This is a genomic window from Cellulomonas sp. KU4C, from assembly GCF_056868065.1.
Genome location: NZ_CP200322.1, coordinates 2,353,231 through 2,374,167, shown reverse-complemented (window position 1 = coordinate 2,374,167; position 20,937 = coordinate 2,353,231). Strand labels below are relative to the sequence as shown.

The window sequence follows — 20,937 nt, the reverse complement described above, 5'->3', positions numbered from 1 at the left end:
CCCGACTCGTCGCGCGCGAGGACCAGGTTGTTGTTGAACACGCGCAGGACGTCCACGGAGTCCCTCCTCCTCAGGCCCGGGCGGGTGCCGCCGGGCGGACGACGTGCCGCGCGGCGCCCCGCAGGGCCCGCGACGCCGCGTCGTCCGCCGGCAGCCGCGCCGCGACGGTCAGGGCTCGACGTCGATGACGGCGTCGCCCGGCACGACGGTACCCGCCGCGCGGGGCGTGACCGCCGTGAGCGTCCGGGAGTTCAGGACGGTGACCACGGTCGTCGTGTCGAAGCCGGCCGCGCGCACCGCGTCGAGGTCGACGGTGGCGAGCGGGTCGCCCGCGGCGACGTGCTGGCCCTTCGTGACCGCGACCGCGAAGCCCGCACCCGCCATCCGGACCGTGTCGATGCCCACGTGCACCAGCACCTCGACGCCGTCGGCGGTCCGGAGGCCGAACGCGTGCCCCGTGTCCGCCACGGTGACGAGCTTCCCCGCTACCGGGGCCACGACCTCGCCCGCGGACGGGACCACGCCGACGCCGTCACCGAGGGCCAGCGACGAGAACACCGGGTCGGCGACCTCGGCCAGCGGGACGACCCGGCCGGCGACCGGGGCCACGACGACGGACGTCGGCCCGGCGTCCTGCGCGGGAGCCGAGACCGCGGCGCCGGACGGCGCGGCACCGGACGGCGCAGCCCCGGACGGGACGGCGGACGCCTCGAGCGCCAGGTCGGCCTCGGCCTGCTCGCGGGCGGCCCGCGCCTCGGCGCGCTGCTCCGGCGTGCGGTAGTCGGACACGATCACGAGGACCATCGACACCACGAACGCCGCGACCACCGCGACCACGTACACCGGGATCGGGTCGAACACCGGGATCGTCAGCAGCGACGTGAACGCGAACGCCTGCGTGTCGACGCCGCCGAGCAGCCCGATGATGAGCCCGCCCACGAGGCAGCCGACGAGCATGCGCGGGTAGATCCGCTTGAACCGCAGGTGGATGCCGTACAGCGACGGCTCCGAGATGCCGCCGAGCAGGCCCGCGGCGAGGGCGCCCGTCGCGGTCTGCCGCATCTGGGTGTCCTTGTCCCGGACCGCCAGCACCAGGACGCCCGCGGTGGCGCCGAAGCACGCGAAGTTCCACGCGCCCATCGGGCCCTGGATGAAGTCGTACCCGAGGGTGTTGAGGTTGACGAGCATCAGCGCGTTCAGCGGCCAGTGCAGGCCGAGCGGCACCAGGAACGGGTAGATCAGCGGGATGACGATCGCGAACACGATCGGCGCGTTCCCGTTCAGCCAGGCGAGGCCGTCGCCCAGGCCGGTGCCGAGCCAGATGCCGAGCGGGCCGAGGAGGAACGCCGTCACCGGGATCATGACGACCATCGACAGCGCCGGCACGAACACCATCTGGATGTTCTCCGGGAACACCCGCTTGAGCCCGCGGTACAGCGGCGCGAGCACCGCGACCATGATCAGCGGCACGAACACCTGGCCGCCGTAGTCGTTGAGCTGCATCGGCAGGCCGAACACGTCGGCGACGCAGGCGGTCGTGCCGAGCGTCGCGTTCGTCGTGCACACGGTCGAGGCCGCCGACGTCAGGCTGAGGAAGTCGGGCGTCATCACGGCGGCCATCACGGTCGCGCCCAGCCACGGGTCGACCTGCAGCTTCTTCGCCGCGTTGTACGCGACCATGATCGGCAGGAAGTAGAACACCGCCCGCCACATCGCGTCCACGAACACCCAGGTCGCCGGCTTGTCCGCGGCCCGGAAGTCGACGACCCCGAGCGCGTCGAGCACGGCGGCGAACGCGATGATCAGGGACGCGCCGAGCAGCACGCCGAGCAGCGGGCGGAACGAGTCCGACAGGTACTCGAACACCGAGTCCAGCCACGCGACCCGGCCGCGGCCCTTGGCGCGCGCGGCCGCCTTCACGTCGGCGTCGGACGTGCGGCTCGCGCCGACCCCGGCCATCTCCGGCAGGTGCATGATCTGCGTGTACACCGACTGCACGGCGCCGCCGATCACGACCTGGTAGCGGTCACCGGACTGGGGCACCGCGCCCATCACGCCGGGGATGCCCTCCACGGCCCGCTGGTCGACGACCGAGGCGTCGCGCAGCTCGAAGCGCAGGCGGGTGGCGCAGTGGGTGAGGCTCAGGACGTTGGACGGTCCGCCGACCGCCGTGATGATCTCCTGGGCCCTGTCGCGCGTCGTCGCGGACGTCATCGGTACTCCCTCGTAGGCAACGGTCCGTCGGCGTCCGGGCACAAAAAAAGACCCGAGTCGCATCACTGCGGCTCAGGTCTTGCCCCGCGACGACGGCGGGTAACAACCCTGGTGAACAACTCGAGTTCGTGGGAGAACCTAGCACCCCGCCGCGCGCCCGACCGGGATCTAGGTCCCGCGCCCGCGATCGTGACCGTCGTCCTACGGGTAAGCCTGACCTCACTCGTACACTCGGGCGCGTGAACGAGACCGCGGCGGCGTACGGCATGGGCGGCTGGCCCCTCGAGGCCGTCGTCGCCGGGCTGTTCGTCATCGTGATGGCCCGCTCGCACCTGTTCTACTGGCTCGGCCGCGGGGTCGTCGGCGGCGCGACCCGGCTCGCGGACCGCTCGCACGTGCTCGAGGACCTGCTCACGCCGACCGTCGACGAGTCCGGCGCCCGCGCCCGGGTGCTGCGGCTGATGCGCACCCCGGGCGCGCGGCGCGGCCTCGCACTGGTGCACCGCTGGGGTCCGCTCGCCGTGACCGGGGCGTACCTGACCGTGGGCGTGCAGACCGCGGTGTTCGTCGCCTCCGGGCTGCTGCGGATGCCCTACCCGCGGTTCCTGCTCGCGTCCGTGCCCGGCAGCATCGCGTGGGCGTTCATCTGGGGCACCATCGGCATCGGCGCCGTCTGGGCCGGGCTGCGCCTCGCCGCGGCGTCGCCGTGGGCGCTGGCCGGCGCGCTGCTGGTGGTCGCGGCCGTGGTGGCCGCGCTGGTCGCGCGCCGCCGGTCGCGACGGTCCGCGCAGCGGCTGGCGGCGCGCGACCAGCCGGCCGACGCGGACGCCGACGAGCTGGTCTGACCCGCCCGCCGGCGAGCTGGTCTGACCCGCCCGCCGGCGACCGACGCGGCGGACGGGCAGGTCAGACCGGCGCTCGTCAGGCCCCGTCCTCCTGCGCCAGGCAGAACTGGTTGCCGTCCGGGTCGGCGAGCACGGTCCACGCGAAGTCCCCCATCGTCCGCTCCGCCACCAGCGTCGCGCCGTCGGCGACGAGCGCCTGGGCCGTGACCGTGCGGTCGGGGACGTGCAGGTCCAGGTGCACCCGGTTCTTGCCCGGCGTCGGGTCGGCGACCCTCTGGAACGCGAGCGTCGGCCCGTCGGACGCGACGGTCACGAACCAGCCGTCCGCCTCGTCCTGCACGGTGCCGCCGGTGTGCCGCGCCCACCAGGTCGCCAGGGCGACGGCGTCGGTGGTGTCGAACGTGATCATGCCCACGGTGAGAGTGCTCATGCGGCCAGGCTAGGACCGACCACCGACACGGCGGGGGCGAACGGGCAGGTCAGGTCGCCGCGGGCCGGTCGGGCGTGGCGGGCCGGTCGACGGCCTTCCCGTACCGGCGGTCGCGGCGGGCGTACGTCTCGACCGCGCGCCACAGGTGCCGGCGGTCGACGTCCGGCCACGGCTCGTCCAGGAACACCAGCTCCGCGTAGGCGGCCTGCCAGATCATGAAGTTCGACGTGCGCTGCTCCCCCGAGCTGCGCAGGAACAGGTCGACGTCGGGCAGGTCGGGCTCGTCCAGGTAGCGCTGGACCGTCTTCTCGGTCACCTTGTCGGCCTTGAGCCGTCCCGCGGCGACGTCCTGCGCGATGGCCTTCGCGGCGTCGGCGATCTCCGCGCGGCCGCCGTAGTTCACGCACATCGTCAGCGTGCACGTGGAGTTGCCCGCGGTCAGCCGCTCGGCCTCCTCGAGCTCGGTGATCACCGAGCGCCACAGCCGCGGCCGGCGACCCGCCCAGCGCACCCGCACGCCCCAGGAGTTCATCACGTCCCGGCGGCGGCGCAGCACGTCCCGGTTGAAGCCCATCAGGAAGCGCACCTCCTCCGGGGACCGCGACCAGTTCTCGGTCGAGAACGCGTAGGCGGACACGTGCGTCACGCCCACCTCGATCGCCCCGGCGACGACGTCCAGCAGCGACGCCTCCCCCGCGGCGTGCCCGGCCGTGCGCGGCAGACCCCGGGCGTTCGCCCACCGGCCGTTGCCGTCCATGACGATCGCGACGTGCTTCGGGACGGCTCCTTCGGCAGCACGGGCGGGCGGGCACCGCTGGGGTGCGGGGGCGGCGGAACCGGCATCAGATCCTCTCGACCATCGGCAGCGAGCGCAGCGTGCGCTCCAGGTGGAACTGCGAGTACGCGGACACGAGCCCGTTGCCCTCCTTGCGGTGCCGCTCGGCGGACGCGTCCGCCACCAACCAGTCGCCGACCAGCAGCGCGGCCAGCAGGCCCAGGGTCTCCGGGGCGGGGGCGGTCGCGCCCGGCGGGCGGCAGTGCCCGCAGACGGACCCGCCCTGCGCGACCGCGAACGAGTGGTGCGGGCCCGGGCGGCCGCAGCGCGCGCAGTCGGTGAACGACGGCGCCCACCCGGCGATCGCGAGCGCGCGCAGCAGGTACGAGTCGAGCACCAGCCCGGGTGCGTGCTCCCGCGCGGCCAGCGAGCGCACCGCCCCGACCAGCAGCCAGTACTGCTGGAGGGCCGGCTCGCGCTCCGCCTCGACCAGGCGCTCCGCGGTCTCCAGCATCACGGTCCCCGCCGTGTAGAGCGCGTAGTCCTCGGACACCGCGCGGCCGTACGGCCCGAGGGTCTCGACCTGCGTGACGATGTCGAGGTTCCGGCCCGTGTTCAGCTGCACGTCGATGTGCATGAACGGCTCGAGCCGCGAGCCGAACCGCGACGTGGTCCGCCGGACGCCCTTGCCGACCGCGCGCACCTTGCCGTGGGTGCGGGTCAGGAGGGTGACGATCCGGTCCGCCTCCCCCAGCTTGTGGGTGCGCAGCACGATCGCCTCGTCGCGGTAGAGGCTCACCGGACCATCATCCCCCGCCCCGGGCCCGAGGGCCGCACGTGTTCGCCGTCCGCGTGCCGTCCGACCGCCGAACCTGCACACGGCGGCACGGCGACGCCCGGCCCCGGGCGCGCGGGTGGGCGCGTCGTACCGGGACCGGGCGCTGGGGCCGGTCAGGGGTGGCGGCCGGCCCCTCCTGGGGCGGCCGGGCGTCAGCGGCCGGTCGGCTCGCGGTGGTCCGTGGCACGCTCGGCGCGGTTGACCGCCGAGATGATGGCCTTGAGCGACGCGGTGGTGATCGACGGGTCGATGCCGACGCCCCACAGGGTGCGGTCGCCCACGGCCACCTCGACGTACGCGGCGGCGGTCGCGTCGCCGCCCGCGGACAGGGCGTGCTCGGCGTAGTCGAGGACCTGCACCGTGACGCCGACCTGGTCCAGCGCCGCGACGAACGCCGCGATCGGTCCGTTGCCGGACGCCTCGACGGTCCGCTCCACGCCGCCGTCGACGAGGTCCACCGTCAGCGTGTCCGGACCGGCCTCGCCGCTGGTGGCGCGGGTGCCGCGCAGGGCGAACCGGCCCCACGGCGCGAGGTCCGACCCGGCGTCGACCGGCAGGTACTCGTCGGTGAAGATCCGCCACAGCGCGTCGGCGGTGACCTCGGAGCCGTGCGCGTCGGTGTACCGCTGCACGACGCCGGAGAACTCGATCTGCAGGCGGCGCGGCAGGTCCAGGTCGCGCTCGGACTTCATCAGGTAGCTGATGCCGCCCTTCCCGGACTGGGAGTTGACCCGGATGATCGCCTCGTAGGAGCGGCCGACGTCCTTCGGGTCGATCGGCAGGTACGGGACGGCCCACACGATGTCGTCGACGGTGACGCCCTCGGCCTCGGCGGTGACCGCCATCGCGTCCAGGCCCTTCTTGATCGCGTCCTGGTGCGAGCCCGAGAACGCGGTGAACACCAGGTCGCCGCCGTAGGGGTGGCGCTCGGCGACGGGCATCTGGTTGCACTGCTCGACGGTGCGCCGGATGTGGTCGATGTCGCTGAAGTCGATCTGCGGGTCCACGCCCTGGCTGAACAGGTTCATGCCGAGCGTCACCAGGCAGACGTTGCCGGTGCGCTCGCCGTTGCCGAACAGGCAGCCCTCGATGCGGTCGGCGCCGGCCAGGTAGCCCAGCTCGGCGGCTGCGACGGCGGTGCCGCGGTCGTTGTGCGGGTGCAGGGACAGCACCACGTGCTCGCGGTAGCGCAGGTTCCGGCTCATCCACTCGATGGAGTCCGCGTACACGTTCGGGGTGGCCATCTCGACCGTCGCCGGGAGGTTGATGATCACCGGCTTGTCGGCGGTCGGCTCGAGGACGTCCAGCACCGCGTTGCTGATCCGCAGGGCGAACTCCAGCTCCGTGCCGGTGTACGACTCGGGGCTGTACTCGTAGTAGACGTCGGTGCCCGGGACGGACTCCTCGTACTTCTTGCACAGGCGCGCGCCCTGCACGGCGATGTCGACGATGCCGTCGGGGTCGCTGCGGAACACGACCTCCCGCTGGAGCACCGACGTGGAGTTGTACAGGTGGACGATGGCCTGCTTCGCGCCGGCGATCGCCTCGTACGTGCGCTCGATCAGGTGCTCACGGGCCTGGGTCAGCACCTGGATGACCACGTCGTCGGGGATGCGCCCCTCGTCGATCAGCTTGCGGACGAAGTCGAAGTCCGTCTGCGAGGCCGACGGGAAGCCGACCTCGATCTCCTTGTAGCCCATCTGCACCAGCAGCTCGAACATCTGCAGCTTGCGGGCGGCGTTCATCGGCTCGATCAGCGCCTGGTTGCCGTCGCGCAGGTCGACCGCGCACCAGCGCGGGGCCGTGGTGATCTGCTTCGTGGGCCACGTGCGGTCCGGCAGGTCGACGGTGATCTGCTCGGCGAACGGGCGGTACTTGTGCACCGGCATGCCGGAGGGCTGCTGGGGGGTGCGGTCGTGGTAGCTCATCGGGGCGGTTCCTTCGTGTCGCTGCGGGTGTCAGCCGGCACACCGAACTCCGCGACGAGGGTCCGGCCTAGAGGGCCTCGTCGCGGCAGCGAAGAAGGAGGCTGCGACGCGTGAGCACCCGAGCACCATACTCCGCACCCACCGGGCGGCCGCAACCGCTCAGCATCCGGACGCGCTGCCTCGGCAGCGACCGGCGCGGGCTCACCCCAGCACCACGAGCTCGTGCCGGGTGCGCAGCACGAGGTGGCCGCCGACCGCGGTCACCGAGCGCACGCCCTCCTCCAGCGGCATCGACCACTCCAGGTGCCCGTCGTCGAGCCGACGGGCCTCGAGCGTCGGGGCGCCGCCGCCGGACCGGCCCGGTGCGAGCACGGTGCGGCCGTCGGTGAGCGGCGCCCACCACATCAGGGCCCGGACCGGCGACTCCCACGCCACCTCCCCCGTCCGCACGTCCGCGACCTGGTAGCCGTCCACGCCGAGCAGCAGCAGGTGACCGCCGGCCCGCAACCGCGCCGCCCGGTAGGTGTCGAGCCGCCAGAGCTCCCGCCCGTCAGCGACCGACCGGCCGACCAGGGCGCCGCCCTCGTCCAGGACCAGCACGTCGCGCGGCTCCCCGTCCGAGGCCGCGAGCACCGGGAACAGCGCGCGCGCCGTAAACAGCTCCGCCCCTCGGCGTCCCGGACGGTCGCGCCGACGCCGTTGGTCCAGGTGCCGAACACCGAGCCGCCGAGCGACCCGAGCGCGTACGTCGCCGGCGGCGTGCTGGTCAGCTCGGTGCCGTCGTCCACGTCGAGGACCGTCGCCGCCCACCCCTGCACGAGCACGAACTCCTCGGACACCCGCAGCTCGGCGCCCGACACGATCCCCTCGCGCAGCCGCAACGGCGCCGACCCGCGGTACCACCAGAGGCGGTCGCCGGTGAGCCCGTCGTACCGGGCCACCCGGGCGCGGCCGTCGGCGCCGACGCTCAGCACCACCAGGTCGTCGCCTACCCGCTGCACCCCGATCAGCCGGCCGTGCACCCGCCACGTCCCGACGACCTCGCCCGTCGCCGCGAGCACCGCCGACACGCGCGCCCAGCGGTCGTCCGGCGCGGGGAACGCCACCGTCCCCCGACGCCAGGTCTCGCGCGGGTCGAGCGGCGGCTCGACGAGGCACAGCAGCAGGTCGCCGACGTCGGCGCCGTCGTGCGGGCAGCCGGTCAGCGGCTGCGTCCCCGACACCGGGCCGAGGTCCTGGGACCACAGCCGCTCGCCGGTGCGCTCGTCGTGCGCCACGACCTCGAACCGCCGGTCCCGCACGGCCACCACCACCAGGGCGCCGGACGCGGCGAGCACGTCGTCCGTCCGCGCGGCGGGCGCCCGCCACCGCGCCCACGGGGGGCCGTCGACCGGCGCCACCATCCCCGCCGGGACCTCGACCGCGGGCTCGACGGCTGTCACGCGACCGACCACCTCGGACACCCCGAGCGCCACGGCGACGGCGACGCCCACCGCGAGCCAGCGGCGGCGGCGACGCCCCGCGGTGTCCGGGTCGGGTTGGGTGCGGCGAGGCGGTCCCGTGCGGGATCCGGGCGCGCTCGACGTCCCAGCGACGTCCACCATCTCGACGTCCTGCATCGTCGCAGCAGACCGCGCGCGGCCCATGCGTCACTCTAGGCGCGGTCCCCCACGGACAGCGAGAGGTCGCCGAACGCGACGAGCGACCCGTCCGAGAGCCGCACCCGCCGGTCCGGCAGGCACACGATCCGCTGCCCGTCCGCGAGCGTCACGAGCGTGCCGTTCGTCGACCCGCGGTCCACGACCCACGGGCCGTGCTCGTCGACCCCGAGCATCAGGTGGTTCTTCGACACCGACCGCCCCGGGTCCGCCACCGGCACGGCGCGCACCCCCGGCAGCGGGTCCGGGTTGCGCCCGACGACCAGCGGCACGTCGAGCGCGAGCGCCGTCCCGTCGGGCAGCCGCACCCACCACCCGGCCGCCGCCTCGGGTGTCCGGCCGCCGAGGTCGAGGGTTCCACGCGACACGCCGTGCGACACGCCGGTGCCCGGACCGAAACCCTCGACCTCGAGGGGCGCGGGGGCGGGAGGGGGGGTCGGGCGCACGGCGTGGCGGCCGCCGTCCTGCCGCGCGGCCGCGTGGGCGCCCGGCGCGGGGTCGGGCCACGCGGGGGGCTCGACCGCGGGTGCGGGTGCGGGTGCGGGTGCGGGTGCGGGTGCGGGTGCGGGTGCGGGTGCGGGTGCGGGCGCGGCCTCGGGAGCAGGCGCGGGCGCGGGTGCCGGGAACGGCGGGTACGGCGACGGGGCCGGGGCGGGCACCACCGGGATCTGCCGGGTGTCGAGGTCGGGACCGGGACCCGGCGCACCGAACGGCGGGAGCACCAGTCCGGGGGTGTCCAGCCGGCGACCGGCGGCGAGCGTGGTCCACCGGGTGCGGGCGGGCTCGTCGGGTTCGGCGGGGGCCGGGGCGGGCGCGGGCGCGGGGGCTGCGGGCGGCGTCGCGAGCGTCGCCGAGACGGGCGCGGACCACGGCGCGGGAGCCGGTGCGGGAGCAGGCGTCAGGTCACCGCTCGCGAACCCGGGCGCGCCGGTGCTGGCCGCGCCGGTGCCCGCCGGGCCCGTGCCCGCCGCGCTCGTGCCCGTGACCCCCGACCCAGGCGTGCCGCCGGTGGCCCAGGCGTCCGCGGACCGCCGCGCCGGGTCGTCCCAGGACGCCACGCGCCGCTGCGCCTGGAGCCCGCGGACGTCGACGACGATCGCCTCACCCACGCGGTCGTGCCAGCCGCGGTACCGCCGGGTGCCGTCGAACAGCGGGGACAGCAGCACCACGGCCTGGCCGACGCCGCACGCGAGCGAACCGGCGACGACGACCAGGTAGCGGATCGCGGCGTGGCCCAGGCCGATCGGCCGGCCGGTGCGGACGTGCACGGTGCGCAGCCCGAGCAGGCGCTTGCCGAGCGTCCAGCCGCGGGTGCCGTGGCACCACCACTGGAACCCGCCCCAGGCGAGCAGCAGCACGGTGCCGACGACCAGCAGGACCGCGTTGGGCGTCGCGGTCACGGGGTCGGCGGCGACCCCGAGGGCGGCGGCGTCGGCGGCAGCGGACGCGGACGTGAGCACCGGCAGGAACGCGAGCCAGGCCGGCGCGGCGAGCACGCTCGTCACGGCACCGTCCACCAGCCACGCACCCACCCGGCGGCCGAGCGGCGCCGGTGGTGCGCCGTACGCCCCGAGGACGCCGCTGCCGCTGGTGCTGCTCATCGCTGGACTCCCGTGCTCCGTCGTGCTCGTGCGGCGGACCGCCGCGCCGAGCGGCGCAGGGACCGGGTGGTCACGCGACCGCGCCACCGCTCCTTGCGCGTGGTGGCGGCCCGCATCCGGGCCAGGGCCTCGTCGACCTGCGCCCAGTAGGCGCGGGCGTCGGCGGCGGTGGGCTCGGCGGGGCCGAAGACCGTCGCGTCCGCGCGCGCGGCCAGGGCCACGACGGCGGCGCCCGCCTCGAGCCCGGCGGGGGTCGGGCCGGCGACCGGCTTCGGCGCGCGGCGGCGGCGCTTGCGTCGGCCCGCGGGCTCCTCGGGCTCGGGCACGGTGGTGAAGCCGAGCTCGAGCGCGCGGGCGCCCTCGCGGCGGGTCGCCACGGCGTCGACGTCGCGGCGCAGGTCGGTCGCGAGGTCGAGCACCTCCTGCCAACCACCGACGACCCGGCGCACCGGCACGGGGTCCCGCCGCCGGCGCCGGCGGCGACGCGCCTTCAGCGCGGCGATCACGAGGAACGGCGCGAGCAGCAGCAGGAGCACGCCCGAGCCGGCGGCGACGCCCACGACGACCCGCTGCCACAGGGCCCAGCCCGCGGCGTCGTCGCTGTCCTGGGTCTGCGGCTGCTCGGTGTCGTCCTCCGGGGGCGTGACCGGGTCCGCGGGCGGGGGCGGCGGCTGGGCGACCTGCGGCTCCGGGTCGGCCTGGCTCGTGTCCTCCTCGTCCTGCGGGGTCTGGCTCTCGGGGGGCGTCGGGTCGAACGTGACCCAGCCGTACCCCTCGAACGCGATCTCGACCCACGCGCTGACGTCCGCCCCGGTGACGACGACCGGCGCCGACGGGTCCGCCTCCGGCGCGGCGGGGTCGGTGGCGTCGGGCACCTCGCCGTCCTCGTCGGCACCGGGGACGAAACCCATGACGACGCGGGCGGGCAGGCCCATCTCGCGGGCCATCAGGGCCATCGCCGACGCGTACTGCTCGGCGTCGCCGACCATGAGCTCGCCGTCGAGCAGGGTGGCGACCCGGCTCGCGCCGTGCCCGGACAGCGACGGGTAGTCGCCCTGGTCCGCGAGGCCGTGCGAGAAGAACCCGCCCTCGTGCAGCGCCTGCTCGATGGCCCGGCCGACCTGCACGGGGGTCTCGGCCTCGCGGGCCGCGTCCGCGGCGGCGGACGCCACGGCGTCCGGGACCGACTGCGGCTCGGGGAGGTCGAGGTCGCGCGCGGCGGCGGTGCCGACCTGCTCGTCGTCGGGCTCGGTGGGGATCACCGCGTCGAGCGTGTAGGTCAGGCCGGTGCCGAGGCCGCCGGTGAGGACCGCCGCGCCCGTCGCGTCGTTGAACCGCAGCCGGGACTGCGCCTCGACGTCGTCGAACCGCACGGACACCGCGTCGCCGACGGTCGGCAGCCAGACGCCGCCGAGCTCGTCGACCTGCACCTCGACCTCGACGCGCGTGCCGCCGTCGCCGGACGCCGAGGCGGCCTCCGCCTGCAGGGCCGCGTCCTCGCTGACCGTCTCGCCGACCCGGCGGAACTCGCCGGACGCGCGGGACGAGCCGTCGCCGGCCACGTTCCACACCACGCCGTCGAACCGGTCGAACGTCGCCAGCCGGATCCGGGCGCCCTCGGGCAGGCCCTGCACCTGGAACAGGTCGACGGTGTCGTCGTCCTTCACGTACGCGCGGAACGCGGACAGCGGGGAGGCGTAGTCGCGGGGGTCGAACGGCGGCACGAGCGCGTCGCGGAGCACGTAGCGGTCGCGCTGGTCGGCGACGACCGCTCCCCCGCCGACCCCGGCGCCGGCGGCGAGCGCCACGAGCAGCACCAGGGCGAGCGGACGGCGCGCGCGGAGCCGGCCGGTGCGCCAGGAGGCCCACACCAGGAGCACGGCGGCGAGCGCGGTACCGACCGCGACGGGCGCGACCGTGGTGTGCGTGCCGAGCACGACCGCGCCGGCGAGCACCACGGGCGGGACCACGGCGGCCGCGGCGGCGCCCCGGCTCGCGCCGACGGCCAGGCGCACGGCGACGGCCGCGCCCACGAGGGCGAGCAGGTACGGCGGGACCAGCAGCCAGCCCGAGCCACCGAGCGGCGGCTGGAGCGTGAGCACGTCCTTCCAGCCGAGCGCGGAGCCGCGGACCACGGCCGCGACGGAGGCGGGCGTCGGCAGCACGCCGCCGAGGGTGCTGTCCGGGGTCGCGAGCGGGCCGCCGACGAGCACGGTGACGGCGACGAGCACCGCGGTGGTCACCGGCGCCGACCAGCGCGCCCAGGCGGTGAGCACGCCGACGGCCGCACCGACGGCCACGCCACCGACGACGGGTGCGAGCAGCACGGCGCCGCCGTAGACGGGCAGCAGCGGGGTCAGTGCGGCGAGCACCGCGACCGACAGCACCGCGACGTCGACGACGGCGGCGAGGCCGCGGGGCACGCCGCGCGGGCGCCGGGGTGCGGTGGACGGTCCGGGCGCGGCCTCCGGGCCGGGGGCGGCGTCCCGGCCCGGAGCGGCGACGGGCAGGTCGGACGTGGTCGGGGCGCTCATGCGGCGGCCGCCAGTCGCAGGGCGCGGGGCAGGTCGTCCAGCGAGCCGAGCCGCACCAGGCTGAGGGTGCGCTGCGTGCGGACCTCGACCTCGGCGCCGGGCCGGCAGCTGATCACCAGGGTGCGGGTGCCCTCGGGCACGTGCCGCGCGGCCGCGCGCAGGTCGGCGTCCGCGACGACGGAGCCGGTGACCAGGAACGCGAGGGTCACGTCGGGCGACTCGCGGGCGACGCGGCGCCCGAGCAGCGACGACGCGGTGCCGTCCGGCCCGACCGCGATGCCCGAGCAGTCGTCGAGGAACGGCCGGCGCGCGGTGGTCCGCACCCGGCCCTTCCCGGCGAGCACCGCCAGCGGGTGCTCCTCGGCCAGCACGCGCACGCCGACGGACGCGACGACGCTCACCGCGAGCTCCAGCTCCGCGTCGTCGTCGCCGCGCCGGTAGTCGCGCGGGTCGGTGGCCAGCGCGATCGCCGTCTGGGTGCGCCGGGTGTCCTCGTACTGCTTGACGGTGAGCTCCCCCCGCCGGGCGGTCGAGCGCCAGTGGATCGACCGGCGGTCGTCGCCGATCACGTAGTCGCGCAGCGCGTGGAACGCCAGGTCCATGTCGGACAGGTCGCGGGTCGCACCCCCCTCGAGGTCGCGCAGGAGTCCCGCGTCGGCACCGGTGAGCATCACCACGCGGGGGTGCACGTACAGCTCCTCCGAGCCGGTGGTCACCGCGTGCCGGACCGCGAGACCCAGCGGGTCGCCGCGCACCGCGCGCACCGGGCCGACCGTCACGACCGCGCGCCGGTCGGTGGGCACGGCGAACAGCTCCTCGTGCTCCTCCCCCGGCGACAGCGCGGGGACCTCGAGCTCCGCGCGGCCCGCGCCGACCTGCAGCTCCAGGCGCACGGCCCGGGTGCGGCGGCTGCCGGGCGCGGTCACCACGACGCCGCCGAACGCCCGCTCGCCCACCCGCACGCGGCGGTCCGCGAGGTCGAGCCGGACGTCGTGCGGCAACCGGCCCCAGGTCATGACCACGGCGACGACCACCGCGGCCACGCCGACCGCGCCCGCCGTGGCGAGCTCGAGCCAGCCGAGCAGGTAGCCCGCCGCCAGGACCGCGGCGCCGAGGAGCAGCGCGCCCCAGCCGACGCCGGACAGCCGGGTGTGCGACCGCCTCACGGCCGCCCCCCGGACCTCGTCCACGAGTCCCGCACGGTCACGCCCGCGCCACCGGCGGCGGGGTCGCGGACAGGACGCGCTCGACGACCTGGATCGTCGTCGCGCCGAGGAAGTCCGCCTCCGGGTCCAGGACCAGGCGGTGGGCCAGCACCGGGACCGCGAGGTCCTTGATGTCGTCCGGGATCACGAACGCCCGCCCCTGCGCGGCGGCGTGCACGCGGGCGCAGCGGACCAGCGCCAGGCCGCCGCGGACGCTCGCGCCCAGGGCGGTCTGCGGGTCCTCACGGGTGCCCTCGATGAGGCGCGCCACGTAGTCGAGCACCGCGCCGTCCACGTGCACGGTCTGCGCCAGCTCGGCCATCTCGACGACGCCCGCCGTGGTCACGACCGGGTCCAGGGTGCGGGTCCGGTCGCGGTTGCCCGACAGGATCTCGACCGTCGCCGTCCGGTCGGGGTAGCCGAGCGAGGTGCGGACCAGGAACCGGTCGAGCTGCGCCTCCGGCAGCCGGTAGGTGCCCGCCTGCTCGATGGGGTTCTGCGTCGCGATCACCACGAACGGCCGGCCCACGGGGTGGGTGTCGCGGTCGACCGTGACGTGCCCCTCCTCCATCACCTCGAGCAGCGCGGACTGCGTCTTCGGCGAGGCGCGGTTGATCTCGTCGGCGAGCAGCACCGAGGTGAACACCGGGCCCGGGTGGAACTGGAACGTCCGGTTGCCCTGGTCCCAGATCGTCACGCCGGTCACGTCGGACGGCAGCAGGTCCGGCGTGAACTGGATGCGCTGGTGCGTGCCCTGGACCGACGCCGCGATGGCCTTCGCCAGCGACGTCTTGCCGGTGCCCGGCGCGTCCTCCAGCAGCACGTGCCCCTCGGCGACCATCGCCGTCAGCACCAGGCGGACCGGCTTGTCAGCGCCCAGGACGGCACGGGACACGTTGGTGACCAGCGAGGTGAACGTCTCGGAGAACCAGGCGGACTGCTCGGGGGTCATCGGGGGGTGTGCTCCTGTCGGGTGGGGCGGCGGTGCGGGGCGGGTGGCGCGGCGGGGCTCGGTGGTCTGATCGGCAGGTCGGGCGTCACGGCGAGGTTCCGCCGGGGGCGGGGTCGTCGGGGTTCGGCGTCGGCTCGGGGTCGGGCGGGGGTTCGTCCGTCCAGGAGATCGCGGGATATGCCTCCGCCCAGTCGCTCCACCCCGCGTCCGTCTGGACCTGGACCCGGATCGTCACCTGACCGCCGTTCGCCAGGTTCGACCGGCCTAGGGCGAAGGTCGCGCTCGTACCCGTCACGGGTGTGGGGGAACCCGAGATTTCGGGCCATCCCCAACCGCGAGCTCGTACCGGTAGGCCTTGATCGGCAGCCCACCGGTGTCCGTCGGAGCAGCCCAGCTCATCGTCGCCTCGGTCGGGCGGCCGTACGGCGACGTCGACCTCGTGGTCAGCTGGAGAGCGGTCGGTGCCGCCGGCCGCGTGTACACCGTGGCGGCGTCACTGCCCACACTGGAGGGGCCGCAGCCTCGCAGGTTGCAGGCGATCACGGCGACGCTCACCGACTCACCGCCCCGCAGGTTTCGCACGGTGTAGCGGGTGTCGCCGGTCTGAGCGACCTCCGCACCGTTCACCAGCACGCGGAAGTACTCCACCCGGGCGCCGTTCCCTCGCGGCGTGTTCCAGCCGAAGGTCGCCTCACCCTGGCCGGGCACGGCTTCCCCGCCCGATGTTCGAACGACATAGGGCTTGTCCGCCGGATCCGGCACGTCGTAGGCGATGGCGGAGATCGTCGCCGAGTCCGTGGACCCCGCCTTGTTGCGGGCCGTCACCCGGACGCTGTACGGCGTGTCGTTGTTCACGCCGGCCACCCGCAGGGAGGGAGCCTCGGACGGGGCGACCTCGAACGTCCCGGCCCCGGGCCCGCCGGTGACAGTGACGACATAGTTGCGCAAGTCGTCCCCGTTGGGCGGCGCAGGATTCCACCGCAGAGTGAACTCGTTCGCAGCGCTCGACGTGACTGCGTCCGCGGGGAAGGTCGGGGCACCAGGAGCGCCCGCGGGCCAGTCGACGGCCGATCCAGTACTCCACGGGCTCGGCTCCGGCGCACGGTTGTGGGCGCGAACCTGCACGCTGTAGCGCGTCCCGTTCGCCAGTCCGCGGAACGTGTACGACGTCCCCGTGGTCGTCACCGAGGGGTTCCCGCCCGGCGGGGCCGGGGAGAGCATCAGCGTGTACGACGTCACGGGCGAGCCGGAGGTCGCGGGCGGGTTCCACGCGGCCGTCAGCGTGCCGTCGCCGAACGCGGTCCACACCGGGGCGTCCGGCGTGGACGGGACGGCGTCGGGGCGCGCCACCGCGGACGCCGGGCTCGGGTCGGACCAGCCGACGGCGTTCTCGGCGGCCACGGTGAACGTGTACTCGACGTTGTTGGTCAGCCCCGTGATCGTGCACGTGGTGCTGGGGCAGGCCGTCGTCGGGCCGCCCGCGCTGGCGACCACGCGGTAGCCCTGGATCGGCTCGCCGCGCCCGTCGGGGGCGGTCCAGCTGAGCACGACCGTGCCGTCGCGGACCTCGCCGACCCGGGGGGCGGTGGGGGCCACCGGCTTGCCGCGGACGCGCAGCGTGATGGACGCGGCGACCTCGCGGGCGCTGTCGTCGGTGGCGTCGCGCACGCGGACGCGGACCACCATCTGACCGACGAGGTCGTCGGTCGGGCGCACCACGACGCGCTCGCCGGACGCGCTGGCGGTGCCGGTCCCGGGCGTCTCGACGCTGACGCCGACGATCCGCAGCGGCTGGTCCGGGAACGGGTTGTACGCGCCGGCGAGGATGTCGACGACGCGCTCCTGGCCCTGGACGCCGTCGTTGACGGCCACGCTGTTCACGACCGCGACGCGACGGGTGCTGGCGACGGTCCGCAGCTCGACCTGGACCTCCATCGTCCCGGCGCGCCCGTACCCGAGGGTCAGCGGCAGCGTGCCGCGGGTGCCCTTGGGGGTGCTGACGTCGGACGCGACCGTCAGGTTGCTCCCCGACAGCGAGGCGGTGAACCCGGCGGGCACGTCGCCGTTGATCTTGTACGTGTACGTGTCCGCGCCCGACGCGCCCTCGACGCCCTGGGTGAACGCCAGCAGGTCGACGGTGGTCGGTGCCTCGCCCGGGCCGACCGACAGGCTCGCGGGGACGAACGTCGGCGGGTAGTCGTCGAGCGTGTAGACGGTGATCGGGAGCGTGATGACGGACGTCCGCGCGGTGGTGTCGCCCGCGCCGGTCGCGTCGGTGACCGGGACGGTGATCGACGCGGGCCCGACGTAGCCGGCGGCCGGGGTGAACCGGACCGTCGTGCTGTCCGCGACCAGCGGGGAGCCGTCGGACCGGGTCGCGGTGACCGCGGTGGGGTCGGCGACCTGGGCGGTGCGGCCGGGGGCCACCTGGATCTGCTCGCCGAGCGGGATGGTCAGCGTCTCGCCGCCCGCGACCCGGAAGCTCCGGGGCACGGGGGCGCGCGGTCGGCGGGAAGAACCCGAGCGCGGGCACGGAGATGAACGCGTACGAGCGGACGCCGTCGGCGGTGGTGTTGGTCAGCAGGTACGGGATGGTCTGCGCGGTCTCCGCGAGGGTCACGGTGACCGTGCCGTCCTCGGCGACCGTGGCGACGTCGGCGGCGCTGCGCGGCACCGACACGGCGAGGTCGCCCAGCGGCCCGCTGGGGTTCTGCGCGACGGCGAGCACGTCGACGTCGACGCTGGTGCGGCCCACGGTGTCGACGGGCGGCACGACGACGTCGCGGGCGATCGGTGCCAGCACGGGCGCGTCCGGGTCGACGGTGACGGTCAGGACGGCGCCGGCGCGGGCGCCCCGGGCGTTCGCCGCGGTGTAGCCGATCGTGAACGTGCCGGCCTGCTCGCCGACCACGAGGACACGGCTGCCGACGACGGACGCCGTGATCCCCGGGTCGGCCTCGAGGTCGCCCTGCAGGGACAGGTCGCCGCCGGAGACGTCGGTGTCGTTCTCCAGGACCCGGACCTCGACGGTCTGGCCGGGCCGCACGGTGATCGTGTCGTCGCGCGCGACCACGCGGTTGCTGTCCCCGGGGCGCGCGGCGATGCCGACGCGGATCGTGGCCACGGCGCGCTGGCCGGTCCAGTCCTCGACGGCGTAGGTGAACGTGTCGGTGCCGGCCTCGCCGGGCAGCGCCTCGTACTCGAGGTAGTCGGCGCCGACCGTGGTGACGCGGCCCTTGGTGCCGGCGGACGCGACACCGAGCAGGGTGATGCCGTCGCCGTCCGCGTCGATGCCGGCCAGCGGCACGGGGATCCGCACGGTCTCCCCCGCGAACACCCGGGCGACCAGGGCCCGCGGGCGCGGCGGTGCCTTGGTGGTCGGGTCGGAGTCGTGCACCCGGACGGTGAGGGTCGCGGCGGTCTCGTTGCCGGTGGCGTCGCGGACCACGAAGGTCGCGTGCACGGTCATCGCCGTGGCGGGCGCCTGGTACCGGAGCACGTCCCCGGCGACGAACAGCAGGCCCTGACCGTCGGCGAGCGGCTCCGCGAACTCGGTCTTGAGCGTGATCTCGTCGCCGTCGGGGTCGTAGGCGTCCTCGAGCACGGGGACGGTCACGACGCCGCCGGTCCGCACGTCCGCCGTGGCGTTCGGCACGACCGGTGGCTGCGAGGTGGACGACGCGGGCACGGGCGACACGAGGATCTGCCCGGTCGTGGACGCGACGCCGTTGGACACGACGTACTGGAGCGTCACGGGCTCGGTGAGCGCACCGACCGCGGAGATCGTGACGATCTCCCGCTGCCGGACCGCGACCCGCAGGCCGTCGGGGGCGTCGACGGACTGGAGCACCAGGACCCCGCCGCCCGGGTCGGTGTCGTTGTCGAGCGGGTTGACGGTGGTCTGCCCGCCGGCGGGCAGCCAGGCGCGGTCGAGCACGGCGACCGGCGGCTCGGGCACCTCGGGCCGCTCGCGCACGTCGACGCGCGCCACGCCCGTCGCCTGCTGGGGCGCGGCCGTCACCGTGAACGTCACGTAGTAGGTGCCGGGCTGCGCGGCGCGGAACGTGAAGGTCCCGGCGTCCAGGTCCGGCGTGATCGTGGTGCCCGCGGCGTCCTCGACGCCGGCCAGGCGCGGGCGCTCGGCCCCGGCGGACCGCACCGCGGACAGCGGGCGGACCAGCACGTCCTGGTCGGTGTAGGTGAACGCGTGCACCGGGTCGATCTGCAGGGGCAGCGAGCCGGGCGCGCGGACGTCCACGTCCACCGTGCCCTCGGCGCTGTTGACACCGTCCGAGACGACGACGTGCACGACCGTCCGGCCGAGCGCGCCGCCGTCGGCCACGTAGGTCAGCGTGCCGTCCTGCCGGAACCGGGCGGTGCCGGACTCGGCCGTCGCGGACACGAGGGTCAGCGGGTCGCCGTCCGGGTCGGTGAAGTCCGCGAGCACCGGGTAGGTCGTCGTCTGGTTCTGCTCGACGCGGATCTCCCCGGTCCGGACCTGCACCGGCGGGTCGTCCTGGCCGGGGGCGCGGACCGTCAGCGTGACCTGGGCGGTCGAGGGCGCGGTGGTGCCGCGGCCGTCGCTGATCGAGTAGGTGAACGTCGTCGAGCCGGTGGCGTCCGCGGGCACGGCGACCTGCAGGGCCCGCCCGCCGTACACCTGCTGGAGCGTGCCGAACTCGGGCGCCAGGGCGTCGACGTCGCTGATGACGAGGATGCCGCAGTCCGAGGAGGTGTCGTTGTCGATCACCGGCAGGATCGCGGTGCGCCCGGCGCGCACGCCGAACTCGTCGTCCACGGCGTTCGGGGCCGCGCTCGTGGGCGAGCACTCGGGCACCAGCTCCTGCGTGGTGCGCTCCCCCTCGGACTGCTCGGTCTCGTCGTCCGGCTCCTCCTCGGGCACGACGTCGGTCCACTCGGGCTCGCGCAGCTCGGTGTCCTCGAGCGGGAGCCACAGCCGGCCGTCGGTGGTCTCGTTCAGGGCGACGACCTGGCGGTTCACCCGGAACACCAGGGCGTCGGCGCTGGTCACGCCGTCGAGGTCCAACAGCTCGGGCGCGGCGTCGTCGCACAGGCGCAGGTAGTTCCCCGTGGCGGTCGGCCAGGCGGCGTGCGCGCACCGGCCCACCCGCACCGGGGCGGCCGGGGTGCCCCCGCCGCCGGCCTCGTGCTCCGCGGCGACGTCGCCGGAGGACAGCGCGACCTCGACCAGGCCGGTGCTGCCCGCGACCAGCACCGTCGAGGCGGCCGGGCCGGCCTGCTGGAGGACGGGCTGCGCCATGCCGACGTCGCTCGACCCGCCGGGGGTCCGGACCGTCTCGCCGTCCAGGCCCACGGGGACGTCGCCGACGGCGGTCACGTGGTCCACGGCGCCGCCCAGGGACGACGCGGGCTCGGCCGCGGTGGGCGCGCCCGTGGTCGGGGTCAGGCGGGTCACGTCGCCCGAGGTGGCCTCGACCGCCAGCGCGTCGCCCCCCGCGGTCGCGACGACCAGGCCGCCGGCGCCGACGTCCGCGTCCGGCTCGTCGGCCGCGACCTGGAGCAGCGGCAGGTCGGCGAAGGTCCGCACCCACGCCTGACCCTCGGGGTCCATCACCGCGACGGTCCCGCCGGCCATCGACACCTGCGCGCCCGCCGGGACGGCGACCTGCGCGGCGGCGGTGACGCCCGCCGGGTCGACGACCGACACCGTCCCCGGTTCGACGATGAGGACGTTGCCGGCCTCCTGGAGCACGTCGAACTCGCCGCCCGTCGCGGTCAGCCCGGCGTTGAGCTCCTCGACCTGCGCGTTGTAGCGGCCGACCTGGAGGGTGCTGGTCGACGTCAGCCAGACCGCGCCGTCGTTCAGGTCGACCTGCGCGAGCGGGAAGCCCGGGTTCACCAGGGCGAGCGTCGCCACCACGGCGGGCACGCTGACCACCGCCACGGCGGAGACGGTCTTCTTCCGGTTCCAGGCG

General features: G+C 75.4%; 12 protein-coding genes and 3 pseudogenes. 1 reads left to right on the top strand and 14 read right to left on the bottom strand.

What is annotated here, in order from left to right; genetic code table 11:
* Positions 1 to 168: 168 nt before the first annotated feature.
* The gene (locus AC1VL8_RS11315) at positions 169 to 2,214 is read right to left on the bottom strand and encodes a glucose PTS transporter subunit IIA (RefSeq protein ID WP_483075236.1); all 2,046 of its coding nucleotides are present in this window, start codon (positions 2,212 to 2,214) and stop codon (positions 169 to 171) included.
* Between the two features lie 239 nt (positions 2,215 to 2,453).
* On the opposite strand from AC1VL8_RS11315, the gene AC1VL8_RS11310 reads away from it, so the two are divergent.
* Positions 2,454 to 3,059 carry a DedA family protein gene (locus AC1VL8_RS11310; RefSeq protein ID WP_483075235.1) on the top strand — a complete coding sequence of 202 codons (606 nt, stop codon included), beginning with the start codon at positions 2,454 to 2,456 and terminating at the stop codon, positions 3,057 to 3,059.
* A gap of 76 nt (positions 3,060 to 3,135) precedes the next feature.
* Here the strand turns inward: AC1VL8_RS11310 and AC1VL8_RS11305 are convergent, their stop codons facing one another.
* From AC1VL8_RS11305 to AC1VL8_RS11245, 13 genes and pseudogenes are all read right to left on the bottom strand, one after another.
* Positions 3,136 to 3,489 carry a VOC family protein gene (locus tag AC1VL8_RS11305; RefSeq protein ID WP_483075234.1) on the bottom strand — a complete coding sequence of 118 codons (354 nt, stop codon included), beginning with the start codon at positions 3,487 to 3,489 and terminating at the stop codon, positions 3,136 to 3,138.
* A 49-nt stretch (positions 3,490 to 3,538) separates the two neighbouring features.
* Positions 3,539 to 4,332: pseudogene (locus AC1VL8_RS11300) on the bottom strand (isoprenyl transferase).
* Entirely contained in the window at positions 4,332 to 5,063 is a 732-nt protein-coding gene (gene recO / locus AC1VL8_RS11295) for a DNA repair protein RecO (RefSeq protein WP_483075233.1), read from the bottom strand. The pseudogene AC1VL8_RS11300 and the gene recO overlap by 1 nt, the downstream one beginning before the upstream one ends.
* 191 nt (positions 5,064 to 5,254) lie before the next feature.
* The gene (gene leuA, locus AC1VL8_RS11290; protein WP_483075232.1) at positions 5,255 to 7,030 is read right to left on the bottom strand and encodes a 2-isopropylmalate synthase; all 1,776 of its coding nucleotides are present in this window, start codon (positions 7,028 to 7,030) and stop codon (positions 5,255 to 5,257) included.
* A 201-nt stretch (positions 7,031 to 7,231) separates the two neighbouring features.
* Positions 7,232 to 7,480, bottom strand: a complete 249-nt coding sequence (locus AC1VL8_RS11285; RefSeq protein ID WP_483075231.1) for a hypothetical protein — start codon at positions 7,478 to 7,480, stop codon at positions 7,232 to 7,234.
* A complete protein-coding gene (locus AC1VL8_RS11280) occupies positions 7,435 to 8,649 on the bottom strand; it encodes an outer membrane protein assembly factor BamB family protein (protein ID WP_483075230.1) in 1,215 nt (404 codons plus the stop codon). Before AC1VL8_RS11280 ends, AC1VL8_RS11285 begins: the two co-directional genes overlap by 46 nt.
* Before the next feature lie 35 nt (positions 8,650 to 8,684).
* The gene (locus AC1VL8_RS11275; protein ID WP_483075229.1) at positions 8,685 to 10,289 is read right to left on the bottom strand and encodes an RDD family protein; all 1,605 of its coding nucleotides are present in this window, start codon (positions 10,287 to 10,289) and stop codon (positions 8,685 to 8,687) included.
* The gene (locus tag AC1VL8_RS11270; protein ID WP_483075228.1) at positions 10,286 to 12,823 is read right to left on the bottom strand and encodes a transglutaminase-like domain-containing protein; all 2,538 of its coding nucleotides are present in this window, start codon (positions 12,821 to 12,823) and stop codon (positions 10,286 to 10,288) included. Before AC1VL8_RS11270 ends, AC1VL8_RS11275 begins: the two co-directional genes overlap by 4 nt.
* A complete protein-coding gene (locus AC1VL8_RS11265; RefSeq protein WP_483075227.1) occupies positions 12,820 to 13,989 on the bottom strand; it encodes a DUF58 domain-containing protein in 1,170 nt (389 codons plus the stop codon). The genes AC1VL8_RS11270 and AC1VL8_RS11265 overlap by 4 nt, the downstream gene beginning before the upstream one ends.
* A gap of 37 nt (positions 13,990 to 14,026) precedes the next feature.
* Positions 14,027 to 14,980, bottom strand: a complete 954-nt coding sequence (locus AC1VL8_RS11260) for an AAA family ATPase (protein WP_389227155.1) — start codon at positions 14,978 to 14,980, stop codon at positions 14,027 to 14,029.
* A gap of 291 nt (positions 14,981 to 15,271) precedes the next feature.
* The gene (locus tag AC1VL8_RS11255; RefSeq protein WP_483076280.1) at positions 15,272 to 15,688 is read right to left on the bottom strand and encodes a fibronectin type III domain-containing protein; all 417 of its coding nucleotides are present in this window, start codon (positions 15,686 to 15,688) and stop codon (positions 15,272 to 15,274) included.
* Between the two features lie 144 nt (positions 15,689 to 15,832).
* Positions 15,833 to 17,407: pseudogene (locus AC1VL8_RS11250) on the bottom strand (fibronectin type III domain-containing protein); the annotation flags it as partial.
* Between the two features lie 454 nt (positions 17,408 to 17,861).
* A pseudogene (locus AC1VL8_RS11245) lies at positions 17,862 to 20,261 on the bottom strand (Ig-like domain-containing protein); the annotation flags it as partial.
* Positions 20,262 to 20,937: the final 676 nt, after the last annotated feature.